General features: G+C 64.6%; 33 protein-coding genes. 24 read left to right on the top strand and 9 right to left on the bottom strand.

All coding sequences use genetic code 11. From position 1 onward, the window contains the following. Nucleotides 1-2: 2 nt before the first annotated feature. From AB0M74_RS33110 to AB0M74_RS32995, 24 genes are all read left to right on the top strand, one after another. Complete coding sequence (locus tag AB0M74_RS33110; RefSeq protein WP_366530248.1) at nucleotides 3-1,037, top strand: major capsid protein; 1,035 nt, start codon at nucleotides 3-5, stop codon at nucleotides 1,035-1,037. Next, nucleotides 1,034-1,393 carry a hypothetical protein gene (locus AB0M74_RS33105; protein ID WP_366530247.1) on the top strand — a complete coding sequence of 120 codons (360 nt, stop codon included), beginning with the start codon at nucleotides 1,034-1,036 and terminating at the stop codon, nucleotides 1,391-1,393. Before AB0M74_RS33110 ends, AB0M74_RS33105 begins: the two co-directional genes overlap by 4 nt. After that, a complete protein-coding gene (locus AB0M74_RS33100; protein ID WP_366530246.1) occupies nucleotides 1,393-1,776 on the top strand; it encodes a hypothetical protein in 384 nt (127 codons plus the stop codon). Before AB0M74_RS33105 ends, AB0M74_RS33100 begins: the two co-directional genes overlap by 1 nt. Next, nucleotides 1,760-2,092, top strand: a complete 333-nt coding sequence (locus tag AB0M74_RS33095; protein WP_366530245.1) for a hypothetical protein — start codon at nucleotides 1,760-1,762, stop codon at nucleotides 2,090-2,092. The genes AB0M74_RS33100 and AB0M74_RS33095 overlap by 17 nt, the downstream gene beginning before the upstream one ends. Before the next feature lie 7 nt (nucleotides 2,093-2,099). Further along, on the top strand, nucleotides 2,100-2,393 hold the full coding sequence (locus AB0M74_RS33090; RefSeq protein ID WP_366530244.1) for a hypothetical protein: 294 nt from the start codon (nucleotides 2,100-2,102) through the stop codon (nucleotides 2,391-2,393). Then, complete coding sequence (locus AB0M74_RS33085; protein WP_366530243.1) at nucleotides 2,390-2,881, top strand: hypothetical protein; 492 nt, start codon at nucleotides 2,390-2,392, stop codon at nucleotides 2,879-2,881. The genes AB0M74_RS33090 and AB0M74_RS33085 overlap by 4 nt, the downstream gene beginning before the upstream one ends. Before the next feature lie 90 nt (nucleotides 2,882-2,971). Then, on the top strand, nucleotides 2,972-3,871 hold the full coding sequence (locus tag AB0M74_RS33080; protein WP_366530242.1) for an Ig-like domain-containing protein: 900 nt from the start codon (nucleotides 2,972-2,974) through the stop codon (nucleotides 3,869-3,871). A gap of 85 nt (nucleotides 3,872-3,956) precedes the next feature. Next, nucleotides 3,957-4,331, top strand: a complete 375-nt coding sequence (locus AB0M74_RS33075) for a hypothetical protein (protein WP_366530241.1) — start codon at nucleotides 3,957-3,959, stop codon at nucleotides 4,329-4,331. Between the two features lie 56 nt (nucleotides 4,332-4,387). Next, on the top strand, nucleotides 4,388-4,762 hold the full coding sequence (locus AB0M74_RS33070; RefSeq protein ID WP_366530240.1) for a hypothetical protein: 375 nt from the start codon (nucleotides 4,388-4,390) through the stop codon (nucleotides 4,760-4,762). Then, nucleotides 4,755-8,903, top strand: a complete 4,149-nt coding sequence (locus tag AB0M74_RS33065; RefSeq protein WP_366530239.1) for a transglycosylase SLT domain-containing protein — start codon at nucleotides 4,755-4,757, stop codon at nucleotides 8,901-8,903. The genes AB0M74_RS33070 and AB0M74_RS33065 overlap by 8 nt, the downstream gene beginning before the upstream one ends. After that, nucleotides 8,900-9,802, top strand: a complete 903-nt coding sequence (locus AB0M74_RS33060) for a hypothetical protein (RefSeq protein ID WP_366530238.1) — start codon at nucleotides 8,900-8,902, stop codon at nucleotides 9,800-9,802. Before AB0M74_RS33065 ends, AB0M74_RS33060 begins: the two co-directional genes overlap by 4 nt. Next, nucleotides 9,799-11,502, top strand: coding sequence for a hypothetical protein (locus tag AB0M74_RS33055; RefSeq protein ID WP_366530237.1), 1,704 nt, complete (start codon nucleotides 9,799-9,801; stop codon nucleotides 11,500-11,502). Before AB0M74_RS33060 ends, AB0M74_RS33055 begins: the two co-directional genes overlap by 4 nt. A 19-nt stretch (nucleotides 11,503-11,521) precedes the next feature. Further along, nucleotides 11,522-12,034, top strand: a complete 513-nt coding sequence (locus AB0M74_RS33050) for a hypothetical protein (RefSeq protein WP_366530236.1) — start codon at nucleotides 11,522-11,524, stop codon at nucleotides 12,032-12,034. Continuing rightward, nucleotides 12,031-13,458: a glycoside hydrolase domain-containing protein gene (locus AB0M74_RS33045; protein ID WP_366530235.1), complete on the top strand. Its 1,428-nt coding sequence runs from the start codon at nucleotides 12,031-12,033 to the stop codon at nucleotides 13,456-13,458. Before AB0M74_RS33050 ends, AB0M74_RS33045 begins: the two co-directional genes overlap by 4 nt. Next, nucleotides 13,455-13,682, top strand: coding sequence for a hypothetical protein (locus tag AB0M74_RS33040; protein ID WP_366530234.1), 228 nt, complete (start codon nucleotides 13,455-13,457; stop codon nucleotides 13,680-13,682). The genes AB0M74_RS33045 and AB0M74_RS33040 overlap by 4 nt, the downstream gene beginning before the upstream one ends. A gap of 773 nt (nucleotides 13,683-14,455) precedes the next feature. Beyond that, a complete protein-coding gene (locus tag AB0M74_RS33035) occupies nucleotides 14,456-15,214 on the top strand; it encodes a hypothetical protein (protein WP_366530233.1) in 759 nt (252 codons plus the stop codon). Further along, complete coding sequence (locus AB0M74_RS33030; RefSeq protein WP_366530232.1) at nucleotides 15,211-16,356, top strand: hypothetical protein; 1,146 nt, start codon at nucleotides 15,211-15,213, stop codon at nucleotides 16,354-16,356. Before AB0M74_RS33035 ends, AB0M74_RS33030 begins: the two co-directional genes overlap by 4 nt. Further along, a complete protein-coding gene (locus tag AB0M74_RS33025; protein WP_366530231.1) occupies nucleotides 16,356-16,961 on the top strand; it encodes a hypothetical protein in 606 nt (201 codons plus the stop codon). The genes AB0M74_RS33030 and AB0M74_RS33025 overlap by 1 nt, the downstream gene beginning before the upstream one ends. Further along, a complete protein-coding gene (locus AB0M74_RS33020; RefSeq protein ID WP_366530230.1) occupies nucleotides 16,962-17,297 on the top strand; it encodes a hypothetical protein in 336 nt (111 codons plus the stop codon). It abuts the gene before it with no gap. Next, entirely contained in the window at nucleotides 17,297-17,596 is a 300-nt protein-coding gene (locus tag AB0M74_RS33015) for a hypothetical protein (RefSeq protein ID WP_366530229.1), read from the top strand. Before AB0M74_RS33020 ends, AB0M74_RS33015 begins: the two co-directional genes overlap by 1 nt. A 292-nt stretch (nucleotides 17,597-17,888) precedes the next feature. Next, a complete protein-coding gene (locus tag AB0M74_RS33010; protein ID WP_366530228.1) occupies nucleotides 17,889-18,287 on the top strand; it encodes a hypothetical protein in 399 nt (132 codons plus the stop codon). A 322-nt stretch (nucleotides 18,288-18,609) separates the two neighbouring features. Then, nucleotides 18,610-19,158, top strand: coding sequence for a hypothetical protein (locus tag AB0M74_RS33005; RefSeq protein WP_366530227.1), 549 nt, complete (start codon nucleotides 18,610-18,612; stop codon nucleotides 19,156-19,158). A 9-nt stretch (nucleotides 19,159-19,167) separates the two neighbouring features. After that, entirely contained in the window at nucleotides 19,168-19,662 is a 495-nt protein-coding gene (locus tag AB0M74_RS33000) for a hypothetical protein (protein WP_366530226.1), read from the top strand. Nucleotides 19,663-19,665: 3 nt separating this feature from the next. Then, a complete protein-coding gene (locus tag AB0M74_RS32995) occupies nucleotides 19,666-20,715 on the top strand; it encodes a hypothetical protein (RefSeq protein ID WP_366530225.1) in 1,050 nt (349 codons plus the stop codon). Nucleotides 20,716-20,720: 5 nt separating this feature from the next. Here AB0M74_RS32995 and AB0M74_RS32990 read toward each other — a convergent pair whose 3' ends face one another. From AB0M74_RS32990 to AB0M74_RS32950, 9 genes are all read right to left on the bottom strand, one after another. Further along, the gene (locus tag AB0M74_RS32990) at nucleotides 20,721-21,014 is read right to left on the bottom strand and encodes a hypothetical protein (protein WP_366530224.1); all 294 of its coding nucleotides are present in this window, start codon (nucleotides 21,012-21,014) and stop codon (nucleotides 20,721-20,723) included. A 328-nt stretch (nucleotides 21,015-21,342) separates the two neighbouring features. Then, nucleotides 21,343-21,630, bottom strand: coding sequence for a Clp protease N-terminal domain-containing protein (locus tag AB0M74_RS32985; protein WP_366530223.1), 288 nt, complete (start codon nucleotides 21,628-21,630; stop codon nucleotides 21,343-21,345). A 13-nt stretch (nucleotides 21,631-21,643) separates the two neighbouring features. Beyond that, entirely contained in the window at nucleotides 21,644-21,991 is a 348-nt protein-coding gene (locus AB0M74_RS32980; RefSeq protein ID WP_366530222.1) for a hypothetical protein, read from the bottom strand. 378 nt (nucleotides 21,992-22,369) lie between these two features. Then, the gene (locus AB0M74_RS32975; RefSeq protein ID WP_366530221.1) at nucleotides 22,370-22,594 is read right to left on the bottom strand and encodes a hypothetical protein; all 225 of its coding nucleotides are present in this window, start codon (nucleotides 22,592-22,594) and stop codon (nucleotides 22,370-22,372) included. After that, the gene (locus AB0M74_RS32970; protein ID WP_366530220.1) at nucleotides 22,591-22,770 is read right to left on the bottom strand and encodes a hypothetical protein; all 180 of its coding nucleotides are present in this window, start codon (nucleotides 22,768-22,770) and stop codon (nucleotides 22,591-22,593) included. Before AB0M74_RS32970 ends, AB0M74_RS32975 begins: the two co-directional genes overlap by 4 nt. After that, complete coding sequence (locus AB0M74_RS32965) at nucleotides 22,767-22,967, bottom strand: hypothetical protein (RefSeq protein WP_366530219.1); 201 nt, start codon at nucleotides 22,965-22,967, stop codon at nucleotides 22,767-22,769. Before AB0M74_RS32965 ends, AB0M74_RS32970 begins: the two co-directional genes overlap by 4 nt. Continuing rightward, on the bottom strand, nucleotides 22,964-23,161 hold the full coding sequence (locus AB0M74_RS32960) for a hypothetical protein (protein WP_366530218.1): 198 nt from the start codon (nucleotides 23,159-23,161) through the stop codon (nucleotides 22,964-22,966). Before AB0M74_RS32960 ends, AB0M74_RS32965 begins: the two co-directional genes overlap by 4 nt. Further along, nucleotides 23,158-23,340, bottom strand: coding sequence for a hypothetical protein (locus tag AB0M74_RS32955; RefSeq protein WP_366530217.1), 183 nt, complete (start codon nucleotides 23,338-23,340; stop codon nucleotides 23,158-23,160). Before AB0M74_RS32955 ends, AB0M74_RS32960 begins: the two co-directional genes overlap by 4 nt. Further along, nucleotides 23,337-23,693, bottom strand: coding sequence for a hypothetical protein (locus AB0M74_RS32950; RefSeq protein WP_366530216.1), 357 nt, complete (start codon nucleotides 23,691-23,693; stop codon nucleotides 23,337-23,339). The genes AB0M74_RS32955 and AB0M74_RS32950 overlap by 4 nt, the downstream gene beginning before the upstream one ends. Nucleotides 23,694-23,914 lie beyond the last annotated feature (221 nt).

Genomic DNA, 23,914 nt, shown 5'->3' with positions numbered 1-23,914 from the left:
CAATGGGTCTTTTCCTCGACGGTCCCGTCCCTTTGGACGCGACCGCAACATTCACTCAGAACATCCCCACTCCGTCGAACCTCGCGTTCTCGAATCTGTTCCCGCGCAGGGACTTCGACACCGACACGGTGGATTTTGCGACCATCACCAAGACCAACCGTGCCGCGAAGTTCCGTAACTGGGACGGTGCGGTGTGGGTGTCGGCGCGCGACACCGGCTCGGAGAAGCGGGTCAAGATGCTGCCGCTGTCGGCGCAGCTGTCCATGGGCGAGTACGAGCGTCGTCAGATCGAGTTCGCCAACATCGGCGGCACTATCCAGTCGAAGCTGGTCGGTGCGGTGTACAACGACCTCGAGAACCTCACCACGCAGGTCCTCAACCGCCTCGAACTCGCCTGGGGTGGAGTCCTCTCTGACGGTGTGTGCACCATCCTGGAGAACGGTGTCGATCAGGAAGTCGACTACGGCATCCCGGCCAACCAGATCGTGGCCCCAGGGACCCTGTGGTCGGACACTGCCGCTTCGACACCGCTCACCGACCTCATCGCCTGGTCGGATGTGTACGAAGCCACCAATGGTGTCATCGAGGGCCGGTTCGCCACCTCGCGTACCGTGCTGCGGTTGCTGCAGCGCAACACTCAGATCATCAACGCCGTTCATGGTGCCGCGGCCGGTCGCACTCGCGTCACTCTCGCCGAACTGAACGACTTGCTCGGCTCCGAGGGACTGCCGGCGTTCGGTGAGGTGTACAACAGCAACTTCGATGTCGACGGCACCTCCACCCGGGTGCTGCCAGAGAACAAACTGCTGTTCCTGCCCGAAAACATGGGCGACCTCGGCTTCACCGCGTGGGGCACCCCGACCACGGCGATGGAACTGCAGTCCCGCAACGTGCAGCTGGAAACCGCTTCGGGCGTGATCGGTGTGATCGTCCGTGAGGACGGGATCCCGTTCCGCAAGTTCACCTACGTCGACGCGGTCGCGCTGCCGGTCATCGCTGATCCTCGCAAGATCCTGGTGTCCACGGTGATCGCATGAGTCGCTTGGTCTGCTACGTGTATGTCGCCGACGATGGCGGCAGTGTGCATGCGTACGGGCCTGACGATCACGTTCCCGCTTGGGCGCGCGAGAAGATCACCAACCCGAACGTGTGGGACAGCCAAACCGTCGCTGTCGTCATCGGCGCCGGCGGAGGTGGTGGCACTCTCGATGCCACCGTCTCTGGTGGTGGCCCGGACGGCGGTAAGTCCGATGGCCCGCCTCCGCAGGGCGGTGCAGGTGCTTCGAGGCAGAAGTGGGCCGACTACGCCACCTTGAAAGGCGTGACGGTGAAGGAGTCCTGGAAGCGTGAGGACATCATCGCCGCGTGCGAGAAGGCCGGAGTGCCGGTCTGATGTTCGCCGAAAGAGCCGACCTCCGCGCACGGTTCGAGGGAGTCATTCCCGACAACCGCGACGACTGGCTCGACGCGAAAATCAGTGACGCGGAGTCGCTGCTGGTCTCGCTGATCCCGTCGATGGCGACCACCACCGATACGGCGAGGCTGTCGCGGGCGAAGGCGATGGTGTCCGATGCGGTGCTGCGGGTCTACCGCAACCCGTCGGGCGCCACCCAGGAAACCGCCAGCATTTACAGCGTCTCCCGTGCGAAGGGCGCCGATTCCGGAGTTCTGTTCTTCCCCGAGGAAGAGCTCGACGCCCTGCGCGGCAGCGGGAAACGTAGGCAGTTCGGCACCATCCAAACCAGTCCGTGGAGGGTCGATGTTTTCGGCCGGTGAAACCGTCACGGTCATCCGGCCAGCCGTGCGAGATCGCCTCGGCGACACCGACGGCAGCAGCAGCGAGCACTCCATCGACGGCTGCGCGATCAATCAGACAGGGTCAGCGGCAGAAAACGACCGCCGCAACACCATCCTCACTCGCATCGAATTGATGTGCCCGACAGGGGCTGACCTTCGAGCGGGCGACAAGGTGCGGCTACCCAATGGCGCCGTCTACGACGTCGAAGGCATCCCCTGGCGCTCCCGTAGCCCCTTTACGGGCTGGGGCCCGGGCATGACCGCGATGCTGAGAGGAGTGTCGGATGCGCCATGACATTCCGGTGCCGAACCCGGCAATCCGCGCGATCTTGCTATCGGATGAGATGCGCAATCTCATGCAGCAGAGCGCCGAACGCGCGCAAGGCATCTACCAGTCGATCGTCGCGAAACGCACCGGCCGCCTGGCCGGTTCGGCTCACGCGGAAACCCTGATCGGTGGCCGCCGCAACGACCGCTGGACCGGCCGTTTGGTCGTGGACGCGCCGTATGCGGCTTCTCACGAATACGGCACCACGCAAGGGCTGCAAGCAGCCAACGACCTGAATCAGGTCCTCAACCTGCTGGCGCAGTCGTGATCGCGTTCCCCGCGTGGTGGGAAGGGGGATTCCCGGACTCCGAGCTCGTTGTCCTGGACCTCGTTCAGACCTACCTGGACAAGCTGAATCCGCAGGGTAAGGCGGTGGCGTGGTTGACCGCCGACCACACGCAACTGGTCGAATCCGGGGTGCCTGTCGTTCGCGTCTACCGCGGCGGCATGGCGGCCGATGGACTGTTCGATCCGGCGGCGATCCAGGTGGGGGTCATTGCGAAGTTGCGGCGGGATTCGTGGGAGGTTGCGGAGTATCTGCGGCAGATCCTGCGGTCCTTCGACCATGGCGGACCAGTACGCCGAGCAGACAACTCGATCACCATGATCTCCTGTATTGAGGAGATCGCGGGACCGATGCAGCTGCCAGAGCTGAATCCGGATCACCGGCTGGTTCCTTTCACTGTGCGGGTCGATTTCCGGTACCCGCGTGAGCGGCCCGACTACGCGGTCATCCGCGAATCGCTCCCGCTGTAACCCCTTTTCGATTCGTCCGCGCACTCGCCCGAGTTGCCGCGGCAATTTGCCATGCCCTCTCGGGCGAACCCCTCCAGATTGGAGAATCCCGTGGCGAACACCACGTTCCTCGCGTTGAAGGACAAGAACGATCCGCTCGTCGTTTCCGCGCTCGACTATCTCGTGTTGCTGCACAAGTGGTCCCCGGGCGCCTCCTACATGCCCACCGACCTCGCCAACAGCTCCGGTGTCCTGCAAACCCTTGGCGCCGGTTGGTTCACCGCTGGTGAGATTCAGAAGAAGGCTGGCGTTGACCTGACTCCGGACACCCAAACCTCACCTATCGAGGGCTACGGGTCGTCGGGGCCGCGGCGCACGATCGTCACCGGCGAGAACATGACGATCGACTACTACGCGCAGGAATGGCGCAAAACCAACCTCGAGATGTGGAACAACGTCGACATGTCGACGGTCGCGGCCACCCCGGGCAAGGGTTTCACCGCCCGCAAAACCTCGCAGCTGTCGTTGCAGTACTACTCGGCGATCGTCGTCGCCTACGACGGCATGCCGACCGCCGAGATCTTCCCGTGGTGGAAGTTCCCGAAGGTCGCGGTCACCAAGCGCAGCGCGATGTCCGGGCAGCAGGGCTCGGAGCTCGGCCTGCCGATGACGTTGACGATCTTCGAAGACGCCGGCTACCTCTACGACTTCGGTGTCTCCGGTGCCGGATTCGACACGATCGCCACCGACGCCGGATTTGTTGGTGCTGCAACCTCGATCAGCGTCACCCCGGCGACCGCGACCCTGGCCGTTGGTGAGCAGGTCCAGTTGCTGGTCATCGACAACAACGGGTTCGACCGCACCGCGGAATGCACATACGGCTCGTCCAACGCCGCGCGCGCAACGGTCGATGCGACCGGCCGTGTCACCGCGGTCGCGACCGGTTCGGCGGCCACCATCACCGCCACGCTCGGCGCTCTCACCGATACGTCCGCGGTGACCGTCTCCTAACCCCTCGATCGCCGTCCCCGCCGCTGTTCCTGGTGCAGCGCGGGGGCGGCTCACCACCAGGCCACCAGGAAACCAGGAGAAAACGATGCCACCCAAGAAGAAGGTCGCGCCTGAGCGCATGTTCGACCAGTTCCGGCAACGCGCCGCGGTCGCCCGCAAGGACGTCCCGCAGATCGAGGATTTCGTCCTCGGGCCCAACGACGGGTTCGACCCGGAAATCCGCGTGCACCTGCCGCTGTCGCTCAAGCAGCAGGAGGCGTACTACTACGCCGCCCGCCAGGGCGACACCTTCGGGCAGGTGCGAGCAGTGCTCGGCGACGCCCAGTACGCGCGCATCACCTCGGAGTTCGACGCCTACCCGGACTCGGCTGACCTGTTCATCGGGTTCGCACGCATGCTCACCGACCACGTCACCGGCAAGGGGGCCGACGATGTGGAGGGGGGGTCTGGGGCCTCGTAACCGAGGTCGCCCGCTACGCCACAGAACTCCGCTGGGACCTTCAACACCACCTCAGGATGGACCTCAACGACTGGTTCCGTGGCGAGCGGGATTGGCGCGACCTGTGGGACCTGAAAGACATACTGCCGCAAGGCAGTAGGTACCGGTCAGCGAAGCTGCGGGAACCGGAAGTTGTCGAGGCGCTCGCGCAATTGCCCGAACCCACCAGCACCGACATCCCGCTCGAGGGTTTCGACCCGCTCATTGCGCGGCTGGCCAATATCGAGGATCTGCTGAACCGGTTGATCTTCGTCACCGCCCATGCCGACGCGGCCGCGGCACCCTCTGCCGCTCGCCCGGAAATGCCGCATCTGGCTTTGCGGCGAGAACTCAAACGCCGCAAAGCGACCGCACTCGAAATGCGACTGATCTCAGGAGGTGGCGATGCCTGATTACCGCGCTGGTAGCGCCTCTGTCGAGATCAAACCGAATTTCGATGGGTTCGTCCGCCAGCTACGCCGGGACCTCGACCGGGTCGAGGCGGACCTGGGTGTCGAGATCAATCCGGACATCTCCGGGTTCTCTCGCGCGCTCGACAGCGAACTGCAGCGGGTAACCGCGCGACTCGACGTCGAGATCAACCCGGATCTCACCGGATTCTCTGCCGAACTCCAGTCTGGGTTGCAGCGCATCAACGCGACCATCGATGTCAACATCCGCCCGGACTTCGACCGCCGCGAGTTTGAGGCGGTGCTGGCCACGTATCGGCCTACGGTGTTCGCGAACATCGTTCCAGCATTGGATCAGTCGGCATTCGCTGCTGTCGAGGAGTTGCTGAACCGGTTGGCGCGGGACCGGACGGCGAATATCCGCGCGAACACCTCTGGACTCGGCGGTGTCGGTCGACAAGCTGACAGCGCCCACCGTTCCCTCACGGCGATGTCCGCGGTGAAGTTCACCGGCCTCGCCGCGGGTATCACCGCGCTGGTGCCGATCCTGCTCGGCGCGGCAGGCGCCGCAGGTGGGCTGCTGGCGGTGTTCGGGGCGCTCGGCGGGGTTGGCGCGATCGGCGGGTCAGGGATCATCGGTGCCTTCTCTGCGATGAAGGACGCTACCGCCGGGGCCGGGCAGGCCGCACAGGATCACGCACGCGACCTCGATCAGGTCGCTGACGCTCAGCAGCGGGTTATCGACGCCCAACACAACGAGATGGACTCGCTGCAACGGGTCGAGGACGCACAAAAGTCCCTCACCCAAGCCCGGGAGGACGCGAAAGACGCTGTCGACAACCTGAACCTGGCCGTGAAGAACGGGCAGCTGTCGGAGAAGGGCGCCGAACTCGCCTACCGGCGCGCGGTAGTGAACCTGCAAAAGGTGAAACGGCAAGCCGCCCAAGGCAAAGCGAGCGGGTTGGATGTCGAGTCGGCGCAGTTCGAGGTAGAGCAGGCCGGGCAGAACATCACCAACGTCCGCGTCCGCAACGCCCAGACCGGGCGAGACGCCAACGAAGCCAACGCGAAAGGCATCGAAGGCTCCGATCAGGTCGTCGCAGCCAAGCGGCAACTGGAGCAAGCCCAGTACGGGGTTGCGCAGGCGCAGATCCAAACGGCCCAAGCTGTCCGGGATCTCGCACGCGCGCAGGAAGACGCCGCTAAGTCGGGTCTTGCCGCGGCCGGGGGAACCGACAAGTTCGCGGAAGCTCTCGCGAAGCTCGCCCCGTCGGCTCGCGATTTCGTGCTGCAAATGCAGGCATTGGGGCCGGCGTGGAAGGATCTGCGCCTCGCTGTCCAGGAGAACCTGTTCGCTGGTCTCGGTGACAGCGTCACCCAGTTCGCGAACAGTCAACTCCCCGAACTGAAGAACGGCCTGTCCCAGCTCGCGACCGGCATGAACGGGGCGTTCAAGGACACCTTGTCCAGCTTGGACGCGCTGTTTACGGGCTTGGTGAACAACGGCACCATGCAGGCGTTCATCGACGGAGTCAACCAAGCCATGCAGGGTATGGCGCCGTTCGTCACCGGGCTGACCTCGGCGTTCATCCAGCTCGGTGCGGCCGTCGGCCCGCATCTGGGTCCGTTCTTCGCCGCACTGGGCACCACCCTCGACAAGATCGCGGGCCCACTTGGCCAGATCGGCGGCGTGTTCCTCGACACCCTCACGAACCTGATGCCAACCCTGACGGCACTGATCAGCGCGTTGTCGACTGGGCTCGCGCCGGTGCTGCCTGTTGTCGGTCGCCTGCTCGACTCGATCGGGCGGGCCCTGATCCCATTGATTCCCCCGATCTCGCAGATCGCGTCAATCGTGGGCAACGCCTTGGCTGATGCCGTCAATGCTCTGGCTCCCTACCTGCCGGTGATCGCGAAGGCTTTCGCTGATGTGCTCGCCGCGGTCGCGCCGCTCGTCGGACCCCTGGCGCAGATAGTGGGGATCCTCGCAGGCGCTATCGCGCAGAACATTTCGGCCCTGGCGCAGGCGCTTGCGCCGGTGGTGACCCAACTCGCCAACGGCCTGCAGCCGGTCATTCCGATCCTGATCGATGCGTTCGCGAAGCTCACACCCGTTTTCGCTCAGGTAGCGCAAATCCTTGGTGAGGCATTGGGGCAGGCCCTGACGGCGATCATGCCGGTCCTGCCCGAGTTGGTCCAGGCGTGGGCGGACATGGCCATTGCGTTGGCGCCGCTGCTGCCGCCTCTCGCTGAGCTCGGCGCGCAGATTCTGCCGATCCTCGCTGAGATCCTCGTCCAGATCGCGCCCTATTTGGTCGATCTGCTGAAGGTCTTCACCTCGTTCGTGAACTTTGTTGTGCAGCTCGCGGTCCCCGCCATCCAGAACATGGCCGAAACCATGGATTGGGCGTGGGAGCACATCAAGGGCGCATGGGATGGCATGAAGATCGGCCTCGACCAGCTCAAAGACAAATTCTCCACAATCGTCGAGGCGATCAAATCTCTCTGGAAGAGCCTCGTAGAAGTCTTCAAATCCGGTGGACTCGGCGGCATCGCGGGCGCGGTAGTCGATAAGGCGCTCGACCTGATCCCCGGGCTGCCCGGCCACGCCGACGGCGGTGTGATCACCGGTGCAGGTTCGGGCACGTCCGATTCGATCGTGGCGCGCCTGTCCAACGGCGAATTCGTCGTCAACGCCGCATCGACTGCGCGCGCGCTGCCGCTACTGGAGGCGATCAACAACAACCAGCTGCCCGGGTTCGCCAGCGGCGGCATCGTCGATTCGATGGCCGCGGTCGTCGGCAGCAAGTTCCCGGGAATGAAGCTCACCTCAGGTCTGCGCAACACCGACAACGGTTACCACTCTGTCGGCAAGGCTGCCGATTTCAGCAACGGGTCGGACGACACCCCGGAGATGCAAGCCCTGGCGTCGTTCATCGCCTCGAACTACCCGCAGTCGCTCGAGCTGATCCACGCCCCGTTCGGGCACAACATCAAGAACGGCAAAGACGTCGGCGATGGGGTGTCCACCTACGGCGCGGCCACGATGGGGCAGCACCGCAACCACGTGCATTGGGCGATCGGCGCGCCGATCACAGCGCCCTCTGCGCCGAACGCCCCAGGAGGGACAAGCCCGCAGGCCGACCCGTCGAACTATAGTCCCACCGGCACCTACGTCGGCCCGTCATCGGCCGACACCAGCAAGGACGCCTTGCAGTCCGACGACGGGCTGCCGCAGGAGTACTCGCTACAGGGGATCTTCAGCAAGGCAGGAACGATCCTCGCTGACGGCGTCCTCGGATTCTTCGGGATGCAGAACTCGGTGCTGTCGTCGAACAACGTCTACAACAAGGCGCTGACCACCACGATCGACTACTACAGCAAAAAGGGCCAGGAGAACACCACCGCGGCACCGGAATCCGGTGTCGCGCCCGAAACGGCTGCGCCCGCAACCCCGGAGGCCCCGGCGTCCACCAAGCACACCTATGTGCCCGGTGGCGGCGCCGAACAGTGGCGCAGCACGGTTATGACTGTCCTGCAGGCCACCGGCCGCGACGCTGGATTGACCGACCGGACGCTGTCGCAAATCGGCATCGAATCCGGCGGCAACCCCGACGCGATCAACAACACCGACATCAACGCCGTCAACGGCACCCCCAGTATCGGCTTGCTGCAGGTGATCAAACCGACCTTCGACGCCTACGCCGACGCTCGATTCCCCGGCACACAAAAGGACCCGGAACCGAACATCGCTGCCGCGTTGAACTACGTCGACAAGCGGTACGGCGGCGCAGCGAAGATCTGGCCGACCACCGCAGGGTATGCCGCCGGCGGTTGGGTGTTCGGCGCCGGATCCAGTACGTCGGATTCGATCCCGGCCCGCCTTTCGCATGGGGAGTTCGTGGTGAATGCGGCGTCGGCCGCGGCCAACAGCGACTGGCTGCAAGCGATCAACTCAGGCTCCCCGCAAACCCCCACACTGCCCCCCGGTTTCGGTGTCCGCGGAGGTGACGTCCGCAGCACTCGCGACCACTCGATGCACTTCCACGGAGACACCAACGTAATGAACCCGCAGGACTTCATCGACGCGGTAGACCGGCATCAAAGTAAGCAGTCCATCGGCCTTTCCGCGGCGCTGCCATGAGCAACTATCTCGCGCTGACGCTTATCGGGAGGACCGGCCGCCGGTGGGATGTCGCGGGCCCGAACGAAGGCGCACAGGGGGTTCTGCTTCTCCCGAAGCCGAAACAGTTCTACGACACCCCCGCGCTCACCTACTGGATCAAATCCGGTGGGGCGCAGCAGAAATACCAGGGGTTCAGCTACAAGCGCCGCGACCCGTTGTTCGGTCTCGTGATGTTCGGCAACAGCCCCGAAGAGGCAATGTATGTCGCCGACCAGGTACGCGCCGACCTCGGCAACCCCGACGACACCTGGTGTTTCGAAGCCGTAAGCGACTGGGGCACGCGACGTCTAGAGATGCGCCTGCTCGAAGCACCGGAGCCGTTCACCGCGGGCGCGTGGGAAGGCAAAGACGGGTACCTCTACGAAGCGAACACCTTGTCGGTGTCGGCCGCGTGCGAACAGCCGCATTGGTTCGCCGACCCGGTGACTGCAGAGTGGACTGTGGGCGATCCGCCGACGATGGAACACCCCGGAAACCCTGGTGACGTCCCCATCTTCCCGCGCTGGACGCTGAACGCGCCCGCTACGGAGTGGGAGATCTGGGATGGGTCGTGGGGTCAGGAACTGGACTTTCAGCGCCCGGCCGGCGCCGACACCAACCGCACCTACAAGGTGACACCGCTGCTTGCGGGCGAGGATGTCCGGCTCGACACTAACCAAGACAAGCCGTTCATGATCACCCATGACGGCGGGTTCGGGCCATGGATGCGCTCTAACGGACGTGAGCTCATCTACCCGGTGGCTCGGCACACCCCGCCGACCGATGTGCCGATATCGGTGACCGGTGCACCCGCGGGAGCAACGGCAACGCTCGTGTGTGACCGCTGGTTCTCCCGACCGGTCGGAGCGTCACTGTGACAGTTCTGACCTATGAGGAGATAAACGCCGGCGCGCAGGCACGTTGCGACGCCATCGACGCCATGCGCCGCGCCCGGCCGCTGCCGCGGTTGTGGACTAATAAGCCGGACGGATCACCTGGCCTGGTGTTGATGGGGTCTGCCAAGGACTCCATCGCTGGCGAGTGGCCGTTCAAACGCAACCAGTTCGGCACCACCGGCACGCTGCGACTACGCCTCGATCACTACCTCGCGAAGTGGCTCATCTCGATTCCCGATGACCCCGACGCCAAGAAGAACGTCGTCATCACCGTCGACCACTACGGCGGGAAAGTCCGCTGGTCAGGGCTGTTGAAGTTCTTCAAAGCCGTCAAGAAGAACGGCCTCTGGTACCTCGACGTCACATTCGTTGACGACCTGCAGTACCTGCAGTTCCTGCTGGGGGCGCCAAACCCGATCCTGCCGATCCCCGTCTTCCAATTCCCCCGCGTACTACCGCTTTTCGGGCCCGCCAAGTGGTGCATCAGCATGATGATTCTGCTGAACCTCATCCGGGTCGAGGGCAACCTGTGGACCTTGCCGGATGACCCCTTCGCGGTCGGCGGGTGGGGTGGACTATTCGACTGGGGATCCTGGCAGGTACTGATCAAGGCCAACCCCATCGACCTGGACGACTCGAGCGTGTGGACGCTCATCGCGACCCGCATGAACCGCATGGACCAGGTCATCCAGAACGCTCTCGACGACGCCCAATTGACCATGCGCTACCGGCGAATCCTGACCGTCGACGGCGAAACTTCTGATGTCCCAGGCGTACCCGAGGTCGCCAACGGTGCACTTGTCCTCGAAGTGGTCGATACCAGCGGCTACTACTCGCCGGACGGCACCGCCACTGGCGGCGGCCTGGCGGGCGGATTCGCTCGGACGCTGCAGTCCTTCGCCAGCGGCTTTGTCGAGGATGTGCAGACTCTCGTCGGCGACCCGGAATCTTGGCCCGCGAGCTATTTCGACGCCGACTACCTCGGGCCGGGAGACCCCACCCGAACGTGGATAGTCATCCGCGACAGCAAATACAGCAACGTCGAAACCTCCGAATGGACATGGGGTCCCGCCACCGCGGTTCGGGCGATCGTCGGCGGCGACAACCCTCTCGTCGACCAACTCGCGCGACTAACCATCGAGAGCATCGGCGCCCTGATCGGGTACTTCCTCCTCGCCGGATTCTCCGGGTTGGGATCGATCGTCGCCGACGTCGTGATGCCGTTCCTCGTCGGAACCATTTTCGCTTGGCTGGAATGGCAAAACCACACCCGCGCACACAATCTCGGCTGGGTCCACCTCTGGGAGGTGTTCGGCCAGGGGGCTGAGAACAACGCGTGGTCCCTCGGCGCGATCGTCGCGTTGCGTGGTGCGTTCCTCGCCACGAGGTCACAGTCCGCGCACGTGATGTCCATGGGCTCCGGCGGTCGATTCCTGCCCGGGCTGATGTTCATGCCGGGAGACCGGATCGGGAGCACGTTCGAACAGGCCACGTCCACTATCCGCGTCGATCAAGTCGAAGAACTGACGCTCAGCTGGGATTACGGCGCCGATCAGCCCCACGAATACAAGGCGCAAATCGGGCTCGCGCAAGCCGCTATGACCCTCGCCGAACGTCAGACCAGGCAGATCTCCTTCGCGCTGTCGGTGCTGCAGAACATCGGCGTACACCTCCTGTCCTGACACCTCGAAAGGAGGCGACATGGATGCCAGCGAATTGACCGGCCTTGCAGCGCCGTTGCAACAATCAGCCGCGGACATGAACGACCCCCGCCAGCACTTCGCGTGGGCGCTCAATTCATTTCCATCCCCGAATCAGCAGATGGGCGACGTGCCCATTCATCCGATGGTGCGGCCGCTGATGTCGCAGCTGCTGTGGGACTTCGGCTTCAGGCATGATCCTGAGCTGCAAACGAAGTGGCTGATCCCTGGCGATCACCCCGAGGCCGGCTACCTCAACGTTCCCGCGGTCGTTGACGCGGAGCAGTACGAGCAGTGGGCGGCGGTCCACGCCGATCCGGATCTCGCGAACGAGAAGTGGCGGGACACCGCGGAAGCGCTACTCGGGAAGCTGGACCCGAAAATGCTGGACCGGATCAACAACATGACTCCGGAGCAGCGGGCTGCTGCGGCGGAGATGCAGCGCGAACAGCTCCCCGCTGCGTTCGAACGTCTCGCTCAGCTCAAGAAGCAGGCTGAGGGTGAAGCGAAGTGAAGCAGTTGCTGGACTTCTCTGCCGCGCTGCTCGCCCCGCAAGCCATCAAGGACGCTGGATACGCCGGTGTCATCGGCTACTTCTCCGTGTCGCGTCCCGGCGCGGATTTCGGCGCGAAGCCGTTGCGGCGCGCCTACTGCGACCAGCTACGCGCCGCAGGGCTGGAGATCGTCTCCAACTATCAATACGGCAAAGGTGTCACCGCAGACTGGCGCGGGGGCATGGACGCTGGCGTGCACCACGCTCAGATCGCGTTGCGCTACCACCTCGAAGCCGGCGGGCCGCTGGACCGGCCGCTGTATGCACCGGTCGATGACAACCCGACCCTCGGCGAGTGGAACCAGCTGGTCGCACCGTTCCTGCGCGGGTGGGCATCAGTCGTCGGGCTGGAACGCACAGGCGTCTACTGCAACTCGAGGTGCATCGACTGGGCCCTGGAAGACGATGTCGCGCAATGGTTTTGGCAGCACAACTGGGGCACGCCAAAGGGGTTTGTTCACCCTGCCGCGCACCTGCACCAATCCGAGATCGACAAACGCCGCGTCGGCGGCATCGGAGTCGATGTCAACGACGTACTCAAACCCGACTACGGGCAGTGGTCGAAGGCTGCCACAGGGAGCACTGTGAACAAACCCGAATACAACGAGGTCAACCGCATAGGCAGGTCGGCAAACAGTCGCGGCGGTGCCCGTCCGATCTGGTTCCTGCTGCACACGCAGGAGGGCAACGGCACTGCCGAGTCGCTGGCGAACTACCTGAACAACCCCAACAACGGTGTCAGCTACCACTACACCGTCGACAACGACGGGAACGTCGTGGATGTCGTCGATACCGACGACGCCTCATGGTCTGTGCTCGAAGCCAACAACAGGGCGATCAACGTGTGCTTCGCAGGATCCCGTGCGGCATGGGGGTCGACGCAGTGGCTCCAGAACATGGGGCGCGCGATCGATATCGCCGCCTATCTCGCTGTGCAGGACTGCCGCAAGTACGGTATCCCGCCGCGTGTCATCACCCCTGAGCAACTCGGCCGCGGAGAGTCCGGCATCGCCGACCACTGGGCGATCACATCCGGGCTCGGGATCGGCACACACACCGACGTCGGCGACGGGTTCCCGTGGGAACGCTTCGCTGCCGCGGTCGACAAGTACTCGACAACCACGATGAAGGAGGCGGTCATGTCCCTCGCGGACGACGAGCTCAGCAAGCGGTTCCCCTCGCGGTCGAAGTACCGCGACAACGACAACGACGTCGACACGCTCGCCGGGTTCATCCTCAACATCGACGCTCGCATCCACGAAGCGCACGTCGAAGACGCCGCACTGGACGGCGTCGCGTGGGCGGTCGATCTCGTGAAGCGCGAGGCCGCAAAGGGCGACGAGGGCGCGCAAGCGACGCTCGCTCAGATCGAAGGTGCGAAGTGAACGCGGTCCTGTCGGCTCTTCGGAGCGAGCCAATCCGCACCATCCTTTACCCGCTACTCGCCGTGCTTGTCGGCGTTCTCGTCGCGCGCGGCGTGGTCGATGAGTCCGGAGCGGACATCATCACCGGCATCGTCGCGGCCGTGCTCGGCATCCCCGCAGCGGAGGCGGCACGGAAGCGGGTCGCGCCTTGGCCGCGGCCGGGCGACGACCTAGTGGAGGAGTAGCGCACCTACTCGGATTTGGCCCGGAAAGTGCTCGGCTTTCCGGGTGGTGCTTACGAGGAGGTGGGTATGGCCGCGAATCCCGAGGATGGAGTGTCGACGAGGACATTAACCGTCCTGGTTTACGTGGTGACAGCCGTTTGGGCGCTGAACATTGTTGCGCCACTAGTTCTTACGTCTTACCAAAGTAATACAGGTGCCAATGGGATTATGGGCGCGCTGATCGGGCTCCTGGGCGCCATGCGATACCAGGTGGCATCACGTAAAAGGGAGCCTAAAAAGAAGGCGGATCCCAATGACTAGCGTGATTTTGCAGTTGCTGTTCGGGGCAGCGTGCATAGGGATCGGCTTCGCTGCCGGGCTCTGCGCCGGATGGCGGGAATACCGATTGGGTGCGAAGACCATCACTGCCCCAACGCTTCCACGCACCGACCGGCAGCAGGCATACGTACTGATGATCGTCGGCGCATTGGCCTGTGCGAGCACGGCATACGCCGGAATGCAGGCTGTCGCGCAGGCGCAGTGCAACCGCGAGTTCAGGGAGTCCCTTGTTGCTCGGTCGTCGATATCGACGGAGAACCAGCGACACCTCGACGCGATGATGGGCGTCGTCGCCGACTCTATTTCGAACCCCCAACCCGACTCTCGGGAACGAACGACAAAGGCGATTCTCGACTATCGACTTTGGGCCGTTACTGCCGATCAGCGACGGGCGGCTAATCCAATTGCCGACCCAGCCTGTGGTGGCTCATGAGTGCGACGGGGAGGAGTGTCGAGTGAAGCTGGGAAAGCTGCCCGCGCGCATCAACTCCGTGTACATGAAGCTCGGCGCCTACCTCGACATGCCAGCAGTGCTGCCGATGATCCCCGACGAGTTCGGGCACGAGAACCTGATCGCCGATTTCGGGATGCTCGCCAACGATCAAGTTGGCGATTGTGTTTGGGCGGGCGCTGCGCACGAAACGATGCTGTGGTGCCGTGAAGCAGGTAGTGATGCAACCTTTTCGGCGGGGTCGGTGCTGTCGGACTACACCGCGGCGACCGGCTACGACCCTGACGATCCCAGTACAGATCAGGGCACCGACATGCAGGCCGCGGCGTCGTATCGGCGTCGTATCGGCGTACTGGACGCGACCGGCCGCCGACACAAGGTCGGTGCCTACGTGGCATTGACCGTCGGCGACCCCGACCAACTCGCCGCAGCCGCCTACATCTTCGGCGCGGTCGGTGTGGGCCTTCGGTTCCCCGACTACGCCATGGACGAATTCACCGCGGGCAAGCCGTGGGCGTTGCGCCACGGCATCCAGAAGATCGCAGGCGGCCATTACGTGGCCGTGACTGGCAGAGGTAAGAACGGCAACTTTCGCGTCATCACCTGGGGAAAGGTGCAGGAGATGACTCCGGGGTTCTACCGGCGCTACTGCGATGAGGCGCTCGTCTACTTCTCGAGTGAGTTCCTCACTGCCGGAGTGAGTCCCGAAGGATTCAACCTCGCGCAGCTCCGCACCGATCTGAGAGCGTTCACGCGCCGATGACTAATCCTGCGGGACCATCTGGTCTGAATCCCGGACAGTGGGGTGTCACCGCCAACGGATCAATTCCTGCGAAGTCGACCCATACACAGTCCAGCGTCACCAACACGTTGCAGAACCAGTTCCAGTCCGACCAGTTCAGCGGTCTCGGCGGTGGCCTGATCGGGATGATCTTGAGCTTCATCGGTGCCGCGTTGGCCGGGATCCTCAGCGGGTTCGCCACCATCGCTGACGCGATTTTCGGGTTGGCTGACAACGATTACATCGCCGCCATGCCGATCATCAACGACCACACCCAGTCCATCACGGACCTGCGGCAGGCGGTGGAACAGCTGATCCTGCAGGGGCTGGCGATCAGGTTCGAGTCGAACAACACCTACACACCGAACGAGAACGTCGTGTCAGTGGACGTGATCATCATCGGCGCGGGCGGCGGCGGCGGAAGCGGAAGCTACGACTTCTTCACCAGCGGCACTCGCAGCGGTGGCGGCGGTGGCGGTGGCGGCGAAACGCACGTCAGCATCCCTGCCTCATTGCTGCCGACGAACGTTGACGGCTCTTTCAAAGCGATCCAGATCGTCATCGGCGCTGGCGGTGCCGGTGCGGCTTCCGACTCCGGCAGCGGCACCGGTGGCGGACACTCGCACTTCGGCCCTGAGGTCGGTTCGGGCGGGTCATCGTGGCTCCTCGGAGGCGGTGGGCAAGGTGGCACCTGGGGAAACAACCCACCAACCGCCACGGGCGGTATCGGCATGGTCCCCGGCGGAAACGGTGACGCTGGCATCGGCCCAGACGGCGCCGGTACAGGCGCGGGACATTCCACCAGCGCATACGACCTCCACGGTGGCGGCGGCGGTGGTGGGCGCGGCTACTGCCAATCACGCGGCGGCGGATCCCCTGGCGGCGGTGGAGGTGTCTCGCCCGGCGGATCACCTGGCAGCCCAGGTGACCCCGGTAGCGCCCCATCAGCGATTGTCGCAACAGGTGGCGGCGGCGGGGGTGGTGGCGGTTCGGGTCACGCGGGCGGCGGCGATGGCGCGTTCCCTGCCGGCGGCGGTGGTGGCAGCGCTTGCGATACCGGCGGCGCGACCTTCGGTGGCGATGGCGGTGACGGTGTCATCTTCGTAATCGAGCGGATGGCGTAATGCCGGTCCGTGCGGTCATGCACGTCTACACCAGCAACTCGACCTGGACCAAACCTGTTGGGCTGCGCGCGCTCGACGTCCTGGTGCGCGCAGCAGGAGGGGCGGGCAGCTCCGCCGTCGGCGGTGGTGGCGGGGCGCTGGTGATCAATTCCGGGCGCCGCATGTCGCCGGCCGAGTTACCAGACTCCGTCTCGATCATCGTCGGAGCGGGCGGCAGCAGCGGCGGCAACGGTGGCGCATCGTCCTTCGGCACCATCTACACCGCACCACCCGGCACCGGCGGAACCGGTGGCGGCGCAGGAGGTCTCACCTTCGCCCGCGGTGGTAACGGCGGCACCGCCGGGCAGCCAGGCCAAACAGTCACCGCGGGGGTGGTGCGGCTACTCGCTGCCGGCGGTGGTGGTGCGGGCTCCGGATCGACCGGCGGCGGATCAGGGCGCGTCCCAGGCAACACCAGCTCCCCGATTTTCTGGCAATGGAACCAGTCCGGCGGTGGCGGAAACGCCGGCAGCGCTGGCGGATTCCCGTGCGGCGGTGGTGGTGCGGGCGCGGCCGGCGCCGACGGCGTCGTGACAGTCATCGAATACTTCAACGAGGAGGCCTGAATGGGCTCAGCGACATTCGTGCGTGACCGGGTCGGCGGACATTCTGGCCCGGGGCGGGTGTGGCACCTCGACCCGCCGGCGCAGATCGGCGGGCAGGCGCACGAGCACGTGTGCATCTGGATCAGTCCTGCGAGCCAGTACCAGGCCGCCGAGGCGGTCGTGGTGGCTTCTACCGAGTCCGGTGCGGCCGTCGGTGGCTCGGTAATCCGCCGCGCTGGATCTTTCGTGCTGCACGCCGACTACGACGGCCAGCCCGAATACGTTGACGGTGCGCACCTTTTCGCGCTGATGATGCTCGGCTACACCGTCGCCGCACAGCGCCCGCAGGACGACTGATGCTGTACCCGATCAAGACCAAAGATCCCGCCTCGGCACTTGACTTCAAGTTCGATTGGGGCTCCGACAAAGCCACCGCGCCGTGGCTCGAGCCCGGAGAAACCATCCAAACCCACATCGTCACAGTCACGGCCGGTCTGACGAAGGACTCCGATCTGGTCGGCGACGCGGGGCGCTCGGTGATCGTGTGGCTCTCCGGTGGCACCGCAGGCACCACCTACATCGTGACTTGCACGATCACCACCAACACCTCGCGGACCGATGTCCGGCGCATGTCCATTCACGTACAGAACAGGTGACCCCATGACAGCAGCATTCGGGATCGAGTTCGTCGCCGAGGCGACCATCACCCACGCGGACGGAACCAGCGACACCGCCGAAGTCGCAACCTCAGAGGACTGATCGGCGTCTGTCTTTTGTGTGGTTTTGACGGGTTTTGAACGTTTTTGAAGGTTTTTGACGCCGAGCGGACTTGCATCTTCCGCTTCGGTGATGTACCGGCACGGGTCGTCTCCTTCGCCGTCGTGCGCACACTCGCATAGCAAATTCCCACGCTGCCGTCTATTCGATTGGCAGCCAACACGTTAGAAGGTGATTGTCATCACTGTCGGACTGCACACCGCGAATCTTGCTAACAAGATCCTCGACCACTTGCGCGGCGGTACCGCCTGGACTCAGCCTGCGGGGACCTACGTCAAGCTCCACACCGGTGACCCGGGTAGCGCGGGCACCTCCAACGCCGGCGCGGTCACCACCCGTTCGCAGGCGACGTTCGCCGCGGCGGCGTCCGGTGCGATCGCACTCACCGGCACCAACCCGAACTGGTCGATGACCACGACCGAGACGATCACCCACATCAGCGTGTGGGACGCCTCGACCAGCGGCAACTTCCTGTGGTCGGCGACCCTGTCTGCATCCAAGGCTGTCGTTAACGGCGACACCCTCACCCTCACCAGCCTGGGGTTCTCCCTGGCTCCGCTGGCCGCGTAACCGGGATGTGTTGTGACCGCACCAGATCCCGATTATGTACAGGCGCGCCTCCGTCAAGCCGCAACCATGTTGGAGCGGAGAGCGTTCCTCGCTGACGAGATAGCGAGGCTCGAGGCCGAACACGCAGCGCTTGTGGCGACGATCGCCACGGCGTGGCCGGACCTGATCCCGGCGATAGCCGCGGATATGCAGGCCCTGGCTGAGCAGGCTGCTGGTAACTGACGTGCTCGAGTGGATGCGGGAGAACGACAGCTTCCCAAGCACACTGAGTGGCCAGTGGGTGCGCCGCAACGGCAGCACGAACCCCTTGACCTCGAGTGGGATGATCACCACAAACAGCACCTCGGGGTTCTTCCCGGCCGAGTTCATCGCCCGCCCTACCAGTGGTCCGGATCAGTACATCGCTGTCACCATCGACCAACTGCACCCTGGCACGTCTGGGGGCTCGCCGTCATGCCTGGTCCTACGGTCTCCGAACAGCGCAACTTCCGGCACAGTGCCGGTCGCGTTCATCAAGAACGCGCAAATCTCCATCGCCACGATGACCTCATGGGCGGCGGCCGGGATCATCACCCAATCCGCATACGCCAACGCCAACGGCGGATCGGCCATGGCTGTTGGTGGGCGCGTGGAGTTCTTCGTCATCAACAACGTCTACTACGCCGCCTACAACGGCGTAGTCGTCAACTCCTGGAACGACTCCGGGGCAGTGGCCAACCAGTCCGCCCGCTATGGCGCCTTGATCATGCAGCGTGCCAGCGATGGATCCAGCACCGGCGTAATGGGTTTCGGCGACTGCGTTTTCGGCGACTACGCGCCAATCAATGTGCCGATGTCGATGCAAGCCGTCAACCGGCCCAACACCTATTAAGGAGGCGCTATGGCGCGCAGGCGTTACAAGCTCTACAACGGCGCAACGGCGGCATTGACCGCTGCTCTCGCGCCGGTAACCACAGGCACCAGCATCAAAACGATGCTTCAGGTCAAACCAACGACTAACGTCGCCGTCATCGCATGGGGCTATTCGTTCGACGCTGTACCTACGAGCCTGGTGAAGGTCGAGCTGATCACCACCGGCACCGTTGCGGCGACCGTAACCGCTTTCGCCAGTGGTGATGTCATCAAATACGACGATCCGGGTACCGCGGCGAGCGCAATCAGCTTGGGCACCAGCGCATCCGGCTACACCTCCACCGCGGAGGGCACGGTCACCGCGTCGCGCCTCCTCGCCGGCCGAAACGAATTGGCGCAGAGCTATGAGTCACAGGACCCCCTCGACCGCGAAGGTGGTGTCGTCGCCAACGACATCCTGCGTATCCGCGCCACCACCGCGGTAGCGATCGGGATGACCTGTTGGGTCCTAATCGAGGAGTGACCCATGCCCCGGATCGGTAGGTCGCGGCCGGTCTCGGCATACGCACCCACCCTCGGCCCCGCCGCGCTGACAGTCCAAGCCGCCCTCCCGGTTACCGCGACGCTCACAGCTGCAGCCACGCGCGGCGTTTCCGCGGACGCGTCGACAACCGCAACCGCGACTCTCACTGCGGCGGCCGTTCGCGGGGCGAACGCGGCCGTGGCGACAACTGTGACCGCAACCAGTACTGCGACGGTCGCGGTCGCCACCACGGCAGCAGCCTCCACTACTGCCACTGCAACACTCACCGCGGACGCGGGACTGTCTCTCACTGCCGCGGCATCCACCACCATCACTGCAACAACTGCGGTCGACAGCTTCGCAGGTGCGGCGATCCAGGCGCCTACTGCAGTGGCTGCGACGCTGACCGCAGTGGCGGATCGCAACACGCCTGCCGCGGCAGCGCTTGCCGCGACGGCCACACTCTCGGCCTCCGCGGCGCTATCCACGAGTCTCGCCGCGCCAACCGCTGCGACAGCGACGTTGTCGGCGTCGGCACTGCGAGTCACGCCGGTCGGCACCTCGACGCCCGTTACCGCGACCTTGACCGCCGCTGGTATAGCTGTACGGCCAATGCAAGCCACCACAGCGGTAACCGCGACACTGACCGCGGGCATGGGCGCATTCGCTGCTGCGAACGCCACCATCGTCACCATCGCCCGCGCTGCGGCCGCGGTCCGTACGGCGGCCGGCGTGAAGACCGTCAACGGTGCGCGGGTGGTCACGGCAACATTGACCGCTGGCGCCGTGCGAACCGCTCACGCCGACGTGACGACACCAGTAACCGTCGGCCTCACGGCGACACTCAGCGGATCGCTACATACTCAAGCCGCGCTGAACGTCGCTGCTGTCCTGCAGGCGATCGCCCACATAGTGGGTGCCCCCGAACCGGACACCCCAAGGGAGCGAACACAGTTCATCCGCGCTGATGATCGGACTGTGGTTGTCGCCCATGAGGATCGGGCCCAACGGATCGCGGCGGATCAACGCGAGTTGCTCCCGCTGAGGTCCTAGCTGGGTCAGGGCATGTAGATCAGCTGGTATTGGCCGCTATATCCGCCGAGCGGCTGGCATTCCGCAATGACGCCGGGCCTGCGCAGCCGGTTCGCTTCCCGATTGCACGACTGGAAATCGGGGTAGATGTAGCTTTGCGCGCGGGGCGCGCGGGGTTTGGAACTACCGAACGCGCCCCCGAATCCTTCGAGGATTCCCTGCAAGGCCCCTTCTGGACTGTTGGGGTCGACGGCACTGGCCGACGGCGCGAATGTCACAGCCAGCGCGGCGAATACGATGCCAACAGCGAGTTTTCTCATGCTTAGTCCCCTGATGATGTGGTGGGCGCGCGACCATTGATCGGCCCGTAGGGCGACTTCCCCCCGACAGGAGCCGTCGCACGTGCCGATCATGGTGCACGGTCCGACCACGACACGCTAGGACGAAGTTGCTCGGCGTGTTTATTCGGCGGCGAGGAGGAGCTGCTCAGCGCGGTAGCTGTACGGGTACCGGCCCGGCGCGCCACCCTCCGCCATCACGGTGACGATGTCCCCCATCGACCTCGAGCACCTTGAACACCGTCACCACCGACAAACGCCCCGACCCTGCAACACGCAGGATCGGGGCGTTCTTTGTCGTGCCGGGGGGCTAGCTGGCGCGCGCGTCGCCGGTGAATACTCGCCCATCCAGACGCTTCGCCCGATACGGCGGATCGCTGTAGCTGGGCGTGCCGATCAGCGCTTCGAGCGCTGTGGTGAGCTCGGCTGGTTCCCACCCCAAACGCGCCATGACTTGCGTAGGTACCGCATCAGCGTCCGCCAGGATCGCGAGCTGTAGGTGATCGACGCCGACGATCTCTTTGCCGCGCTGGCGGGCGATGTCCTCGGCGGCGGCCAGCAGTCGAACCAACCTCGGCGTAAGCGGTAGCTCGGTCATCGGTCCCGCCCTTCTACTCGTAGACAACCTCGGTCCATTCCCAGTATGGGCTATCGAACACGGGCGACACGTGTTGACAGATCCATCTCGCCAAAGTTCCGTCCTTGTCGACGGTGCTGACGTGTTCCCCATCGTGGAACTCGTTGCATTTCATCAGCGGGTTGCCGTGCGGGTCCGCGGGCACGCGTGGCCATGTCGCGGAGTCACTGCCCCTGCACGCACTGTTGGAGTTGTTGGGGTCGACGTGCCCGAACGGGCACCACCCGGCGGGGGTGACCGGTTGCGCCACGGCCGGGGCTGCGCCGGCCAGTGCTGCACCGATAGCGCAAGCGGCAAGGGCGGTTCTGATAGCGATCTTCATGGGATCCTCCATCGGGAGACGAACGGCCCAACCTCATATGGAGGTTGGGCCGTCTTTCGTGTGTGGGGCGTGCTCCCGGAGCTGGTCTACAACCCAGCTCCGGGCCCCTGCCCGCGCGGCTCGAGTTGGTTGTCAGTGGGCATCTGGCCCAACGCGCGGGATGCTTATTACCGGTACCCGGCTGCTTGCACCAGCCGGGTACCTCGGGGGTAAATCCATGGTCTAACTGACGTGCTCAGTCCTGGCTGCCGTATGGCCGCCCCAGCAGGGTCGAGTATCGGCCGCGTCCCTGGACGGGTCCTCAGTCCAGTTGACGGTCAGGGCGGGGCCGTCGGGTCCCGGTGTTCCGTGCACATCTGCCATGGTGTTCACCTCCTTTCAGGTCTCGGTGTTCGGTTGTGGCTCGGTGTCGCGCACATCCAGCGGGTTGACGTCAACGACCTGGTAGTCGCACAGCTCGTCCAGGTCTGCGATGCCCAGCTCTTGGAGTGCGGCGAGGTTGATCTCCTCTTCGAAGCCGTCGTTTCCGAGCAGCGAGAACGTCCCATCAGGGCGCCTGATCAGGCCCATGTAGTCGGAGTTCTCGAATACGGATTCCCTCACCGGTCCGCGTAGGTGAGGGCGGCGGCGCGCTGCTGGCAGCTGGGGGTGTGCGTGCCGTGGGCGGCGAGGACCGCCCGCGCTTCGTCAGGGCCGTCCGTGAACGCCGGAATGCTGGTGCAGTCCAGTGATCGCAGGACCCACCGGAGTTCGCGGTCTGGTGCCACTCGCACGTTCATGGGGTCTCCTCCGCGCTGCGCCGGTCGGCGAGAGCGATGAATGCGGCCGCGGCCGCTAGTCGCGAACACACATGCGGCGGGTGGAGGGCTTTGTGGTGTGCGACCAGATCGCGGGCGAAGGCGAGGTTCGCCGACTGCATCTCTTCTCGCGGTGTCTTCCACCACTCGGGTACGACGTCGCAGTCCCGCCCGGTCATTGGAGGCCCCCCGCGAGCTTGATGAACTCCAGTGCGGCTTTCAGGCGTGGGCAGTCCGCGGGGGTGCAGGGAACCGCCTTTTTGTCGACGTGGATCACCTTGATGCCGTGGGCGCGTTCGATGTCCATCTGGGTTGGGGGGACGTCGCAGCGGTCCATGATGCGCTCGTAGTCGGCGGGTAGTTGGTCGCTCATTCGTCGACCTCGGAGATCAAACTGGTCAGGCCGTCCAGGACGGCTTCGAGTACCGCCGGATCGTTCTCGAACTGGCGGGTGACGGCCTGGGCGTACTCCCCATGCGGGTCGGCGGGCGTCCAGGTCCCCTCGTTGTGTTCGAGACAGTCGACGGAGCTCTCCGTTTGCGTGGTGCTCACCGGACGGCCCTCGCGTCTGGAACGATGCACTTCTCGTCGGCCAGCGTCCAGAACGCCGAATGCTTTGCGGCGCAGCGGTCGGTAGCGCAGTCACGATGCTGCTGCATCGCCATGTGCGCCTGCTCGGGCGTGTACGGATCAGTGGGTGCGCGGTGGGATGGTTCGAGATCCCACGAGTCGGTACGCAGAGATCCTTCGGCGGCGACACACTCGGCGATCTGCGCGAAGGGCACTGCGCCGTCGGGAGTGGCGGCATCGCTGGCGAGCGCTCGTGGCAGGACGTAGAAGATGAGCAGCAGCACGGCCGCGACCGCGGCGACTATGAATAAGAGGGCTTGTAGTTCTGTGGGCATTGGCTGTACCCCTGGGCGCGTTGTGTGTGGTTGGAAGCGCACCCAGCGTCGGAACCTCGGACCTGAGTCCGGTAGCTGTCGGGGCTGAAGGTCCGGCGCCGGGTGCTCATTTCAGGGTCACACTACGCCGTCTCAAAAAAAATGGCACTTCCGGTCCGTGTCGACCGAAAGTGCCAATTCTTGAAATGTGTTGCTAATACTCCAATCTGATCGCGTCTGCC

Source organism: Nocardia sp. NPDC051463, assembly GCF_040681975.1.
In the GTDB taxonomy this organism is placed as follows: Bacteria; Actinomycetota; Actinomycetes; order Mycobacteriales; family Mycobacteriaceae; genus Nocardia.
The sequence above is the reverse complement of the archived record's forward strand: the minus strand, read 5'-3'. Positions and strand labels throughout refer to the sequence as shown.

What these genes read in the sequence shown, in the direction of transcription:
- AB0M74_RS33095 (WP_366530245.1), top strand. Translation starts at nt 1,760, where the DNA reads ATGTTTTCGGCCGGTGAAACCGTCACGGTCATCCGGCCAGCCGTGCGA.
- AB0M74_RS33020 (WP_366530230.1), top strand. Translation starts at nt 16,962, where the DNA reads ATGGGCTCAGCGACATTCGTGCGTGACCGGGTCGGCGGACATTCTGGC.
- AB0M74_RS32965 (WP_366530219.1), bottom strand. Translation starts at nt 22,967, where the DNA reads ATGACCGGGCGGGACTGCGACGTCGTACCCGAGTGGTGGAAGACACCG.
- AB0M74_RS33100 (WP_366530246.1), top strand. Translation starts at nt 1,393, where the DNA reads ATGTTCGCCGAAAGAGCCGACCTCCGCGCACGGTTCGAGGGAGTCATT.
- AB0M74_RS33005 (WP_366530227.1), top strand. Translation starts at nt 18,610, where the DNA reads ATGATCACCACAAACAGCACCTCGGGGTTCTTCCCGGCCGAGTTCATC.
- AB0M74_RS33015 (WP_366530229.1), top strand. Translation starts at nt 17,297, where the DNA reads ATGCTGTACCCGATCAAGACCAAAGATCCCGCCTCGGCACTTGACTTC.
- AB0M74_RS33070 (WP_366530240.1), top strand. Translation starts at nt 4,388, where the DNA reads ATGGACCTCAACGACTGGTTCCGTGGCGAGCGGGATTGGCGCGACCTG.
- AB0M74_RS33105 (WP_366530247.1), top strand. Translation starts at nt 1,034, where the DNA reads ATGAGTCGCTTGGTCTGCTACGTGTATGTCGCCGACGATGGCGGCAGT.
- AB0M74_RS32950 (WP_366530216.1), bottom strand. Translation starts at nt 23,693, where the DNA reads ATGCCCACAGAACTACAAGCCCTCTTATTCATAGTCGCCGCGGTCGCG.
- AB0M74_RS33065 (WP_366530239.1), top strand. Translation starts at nt 4,755, where the DNA reads ATGCCTGATTACCGCGCTGGTAGCGCCTCTGTCGAGATCAAACCGAAT.
- AB0M74_RS33110 (WP_366530248.1), top strand. Translation starts at nt 3, where the DNA reads ATGGGTCTTTTCCTCGACGGTCCCGTCCCTTTGGACGCGACCGCAACA.
- AB0M74_RS33030 (WP_366530232.1), top strand. Translation starts at nt 15,211, where the DNA reads ATGACTAATCCTGCGGGACCATCTGGTCTGAATCCCGGACAGTGGGGT.
- AB0M74_RS33060 (WP_366530238.1), top strand. Translation starts at nt 8,900, where the DNA reads ATGAGCAACTATCTCGCGCTGACGCTTATCGGGAGGACCGGCCGCCGG.
- AB0M74_RS33025 (WP_366530231.1), top strand. Translation starts at nt 16,356, where the DNA reads ATGCCGGTCCGTGCGGTCATGCACGTCTACACCAGCAACTCGACCTGG.
- AB0M74_RS33000 (WP_366530226.1), top strand. Translation starts at nt 19,168, where the DNA reads ATGGCGCGCAGGCGTTACAAGCTCTACAACGGCGCAACGGCGGCATTG.
- AB0M74_RS33050 (WP_366530236.1), top strand. Translation starts at nt 11,522, where the DNA reads ATGGATGCCAGCGAATTGACCGGCCTTGCAGCGCCGTTGCAACAATCA.
- AB0M74_RS32980 (WP_366530222.1), bottom strand. Translation starts at nt 21,991, where the DNA reads ATGAAGATCGCTATCAGAACCGCCCTTGCCGCTTGCGCTATCGGTGCA.
- AB0M74_RS32995 (WP_366530225.1), top strand. Translation starts at nt 19,666, where the DNA reads ATGCCCCGGATCGGTAGGTCGCGGCCGGTCTCGGCATACGCACCCACC.
- AB0M74_RS33075 (WP_366530241.1), top strand. Translation starts at nt 3,957, where the DNA reads ATGCCACCCAAGAAGAAGGTCGCGCCTGAGCGCATGTTCGACCAGTTC.
- AB0M74_RS32960 (WP_366530218.1), bottom strand. Translation starts at nt 23,161, where the DNA reads ATGAGCGACCAACTACCCGCCGACTACGAGCGCATCATGGACCGCTGC.
- AB0M74_RS32990 (WP_366530224.1), bottom strand. Translation starts at nt 21,014, where the DNA reads ATGAGAAAACTCGCTGTTGGCATCGTATTCGCCGCGCTGGCTGTGACA.
- AB0M74_RS32985 (WP_366530223.1), bottom strand. Translation starts at nt 21,630, where the DNA reads ATGACCGAGCTACCGCTTACGCCGAGGTTGGTTCGACTGCTGGCCGCC.
- AB0M74_RS32970 (WP_366530220.1), bottom strand. Translation starts at nt 22,770, where the DNA reads ATGAACGTGCGAGTGGCACCAGACCGCGAACTCCGGTGGGTCCTGCGA.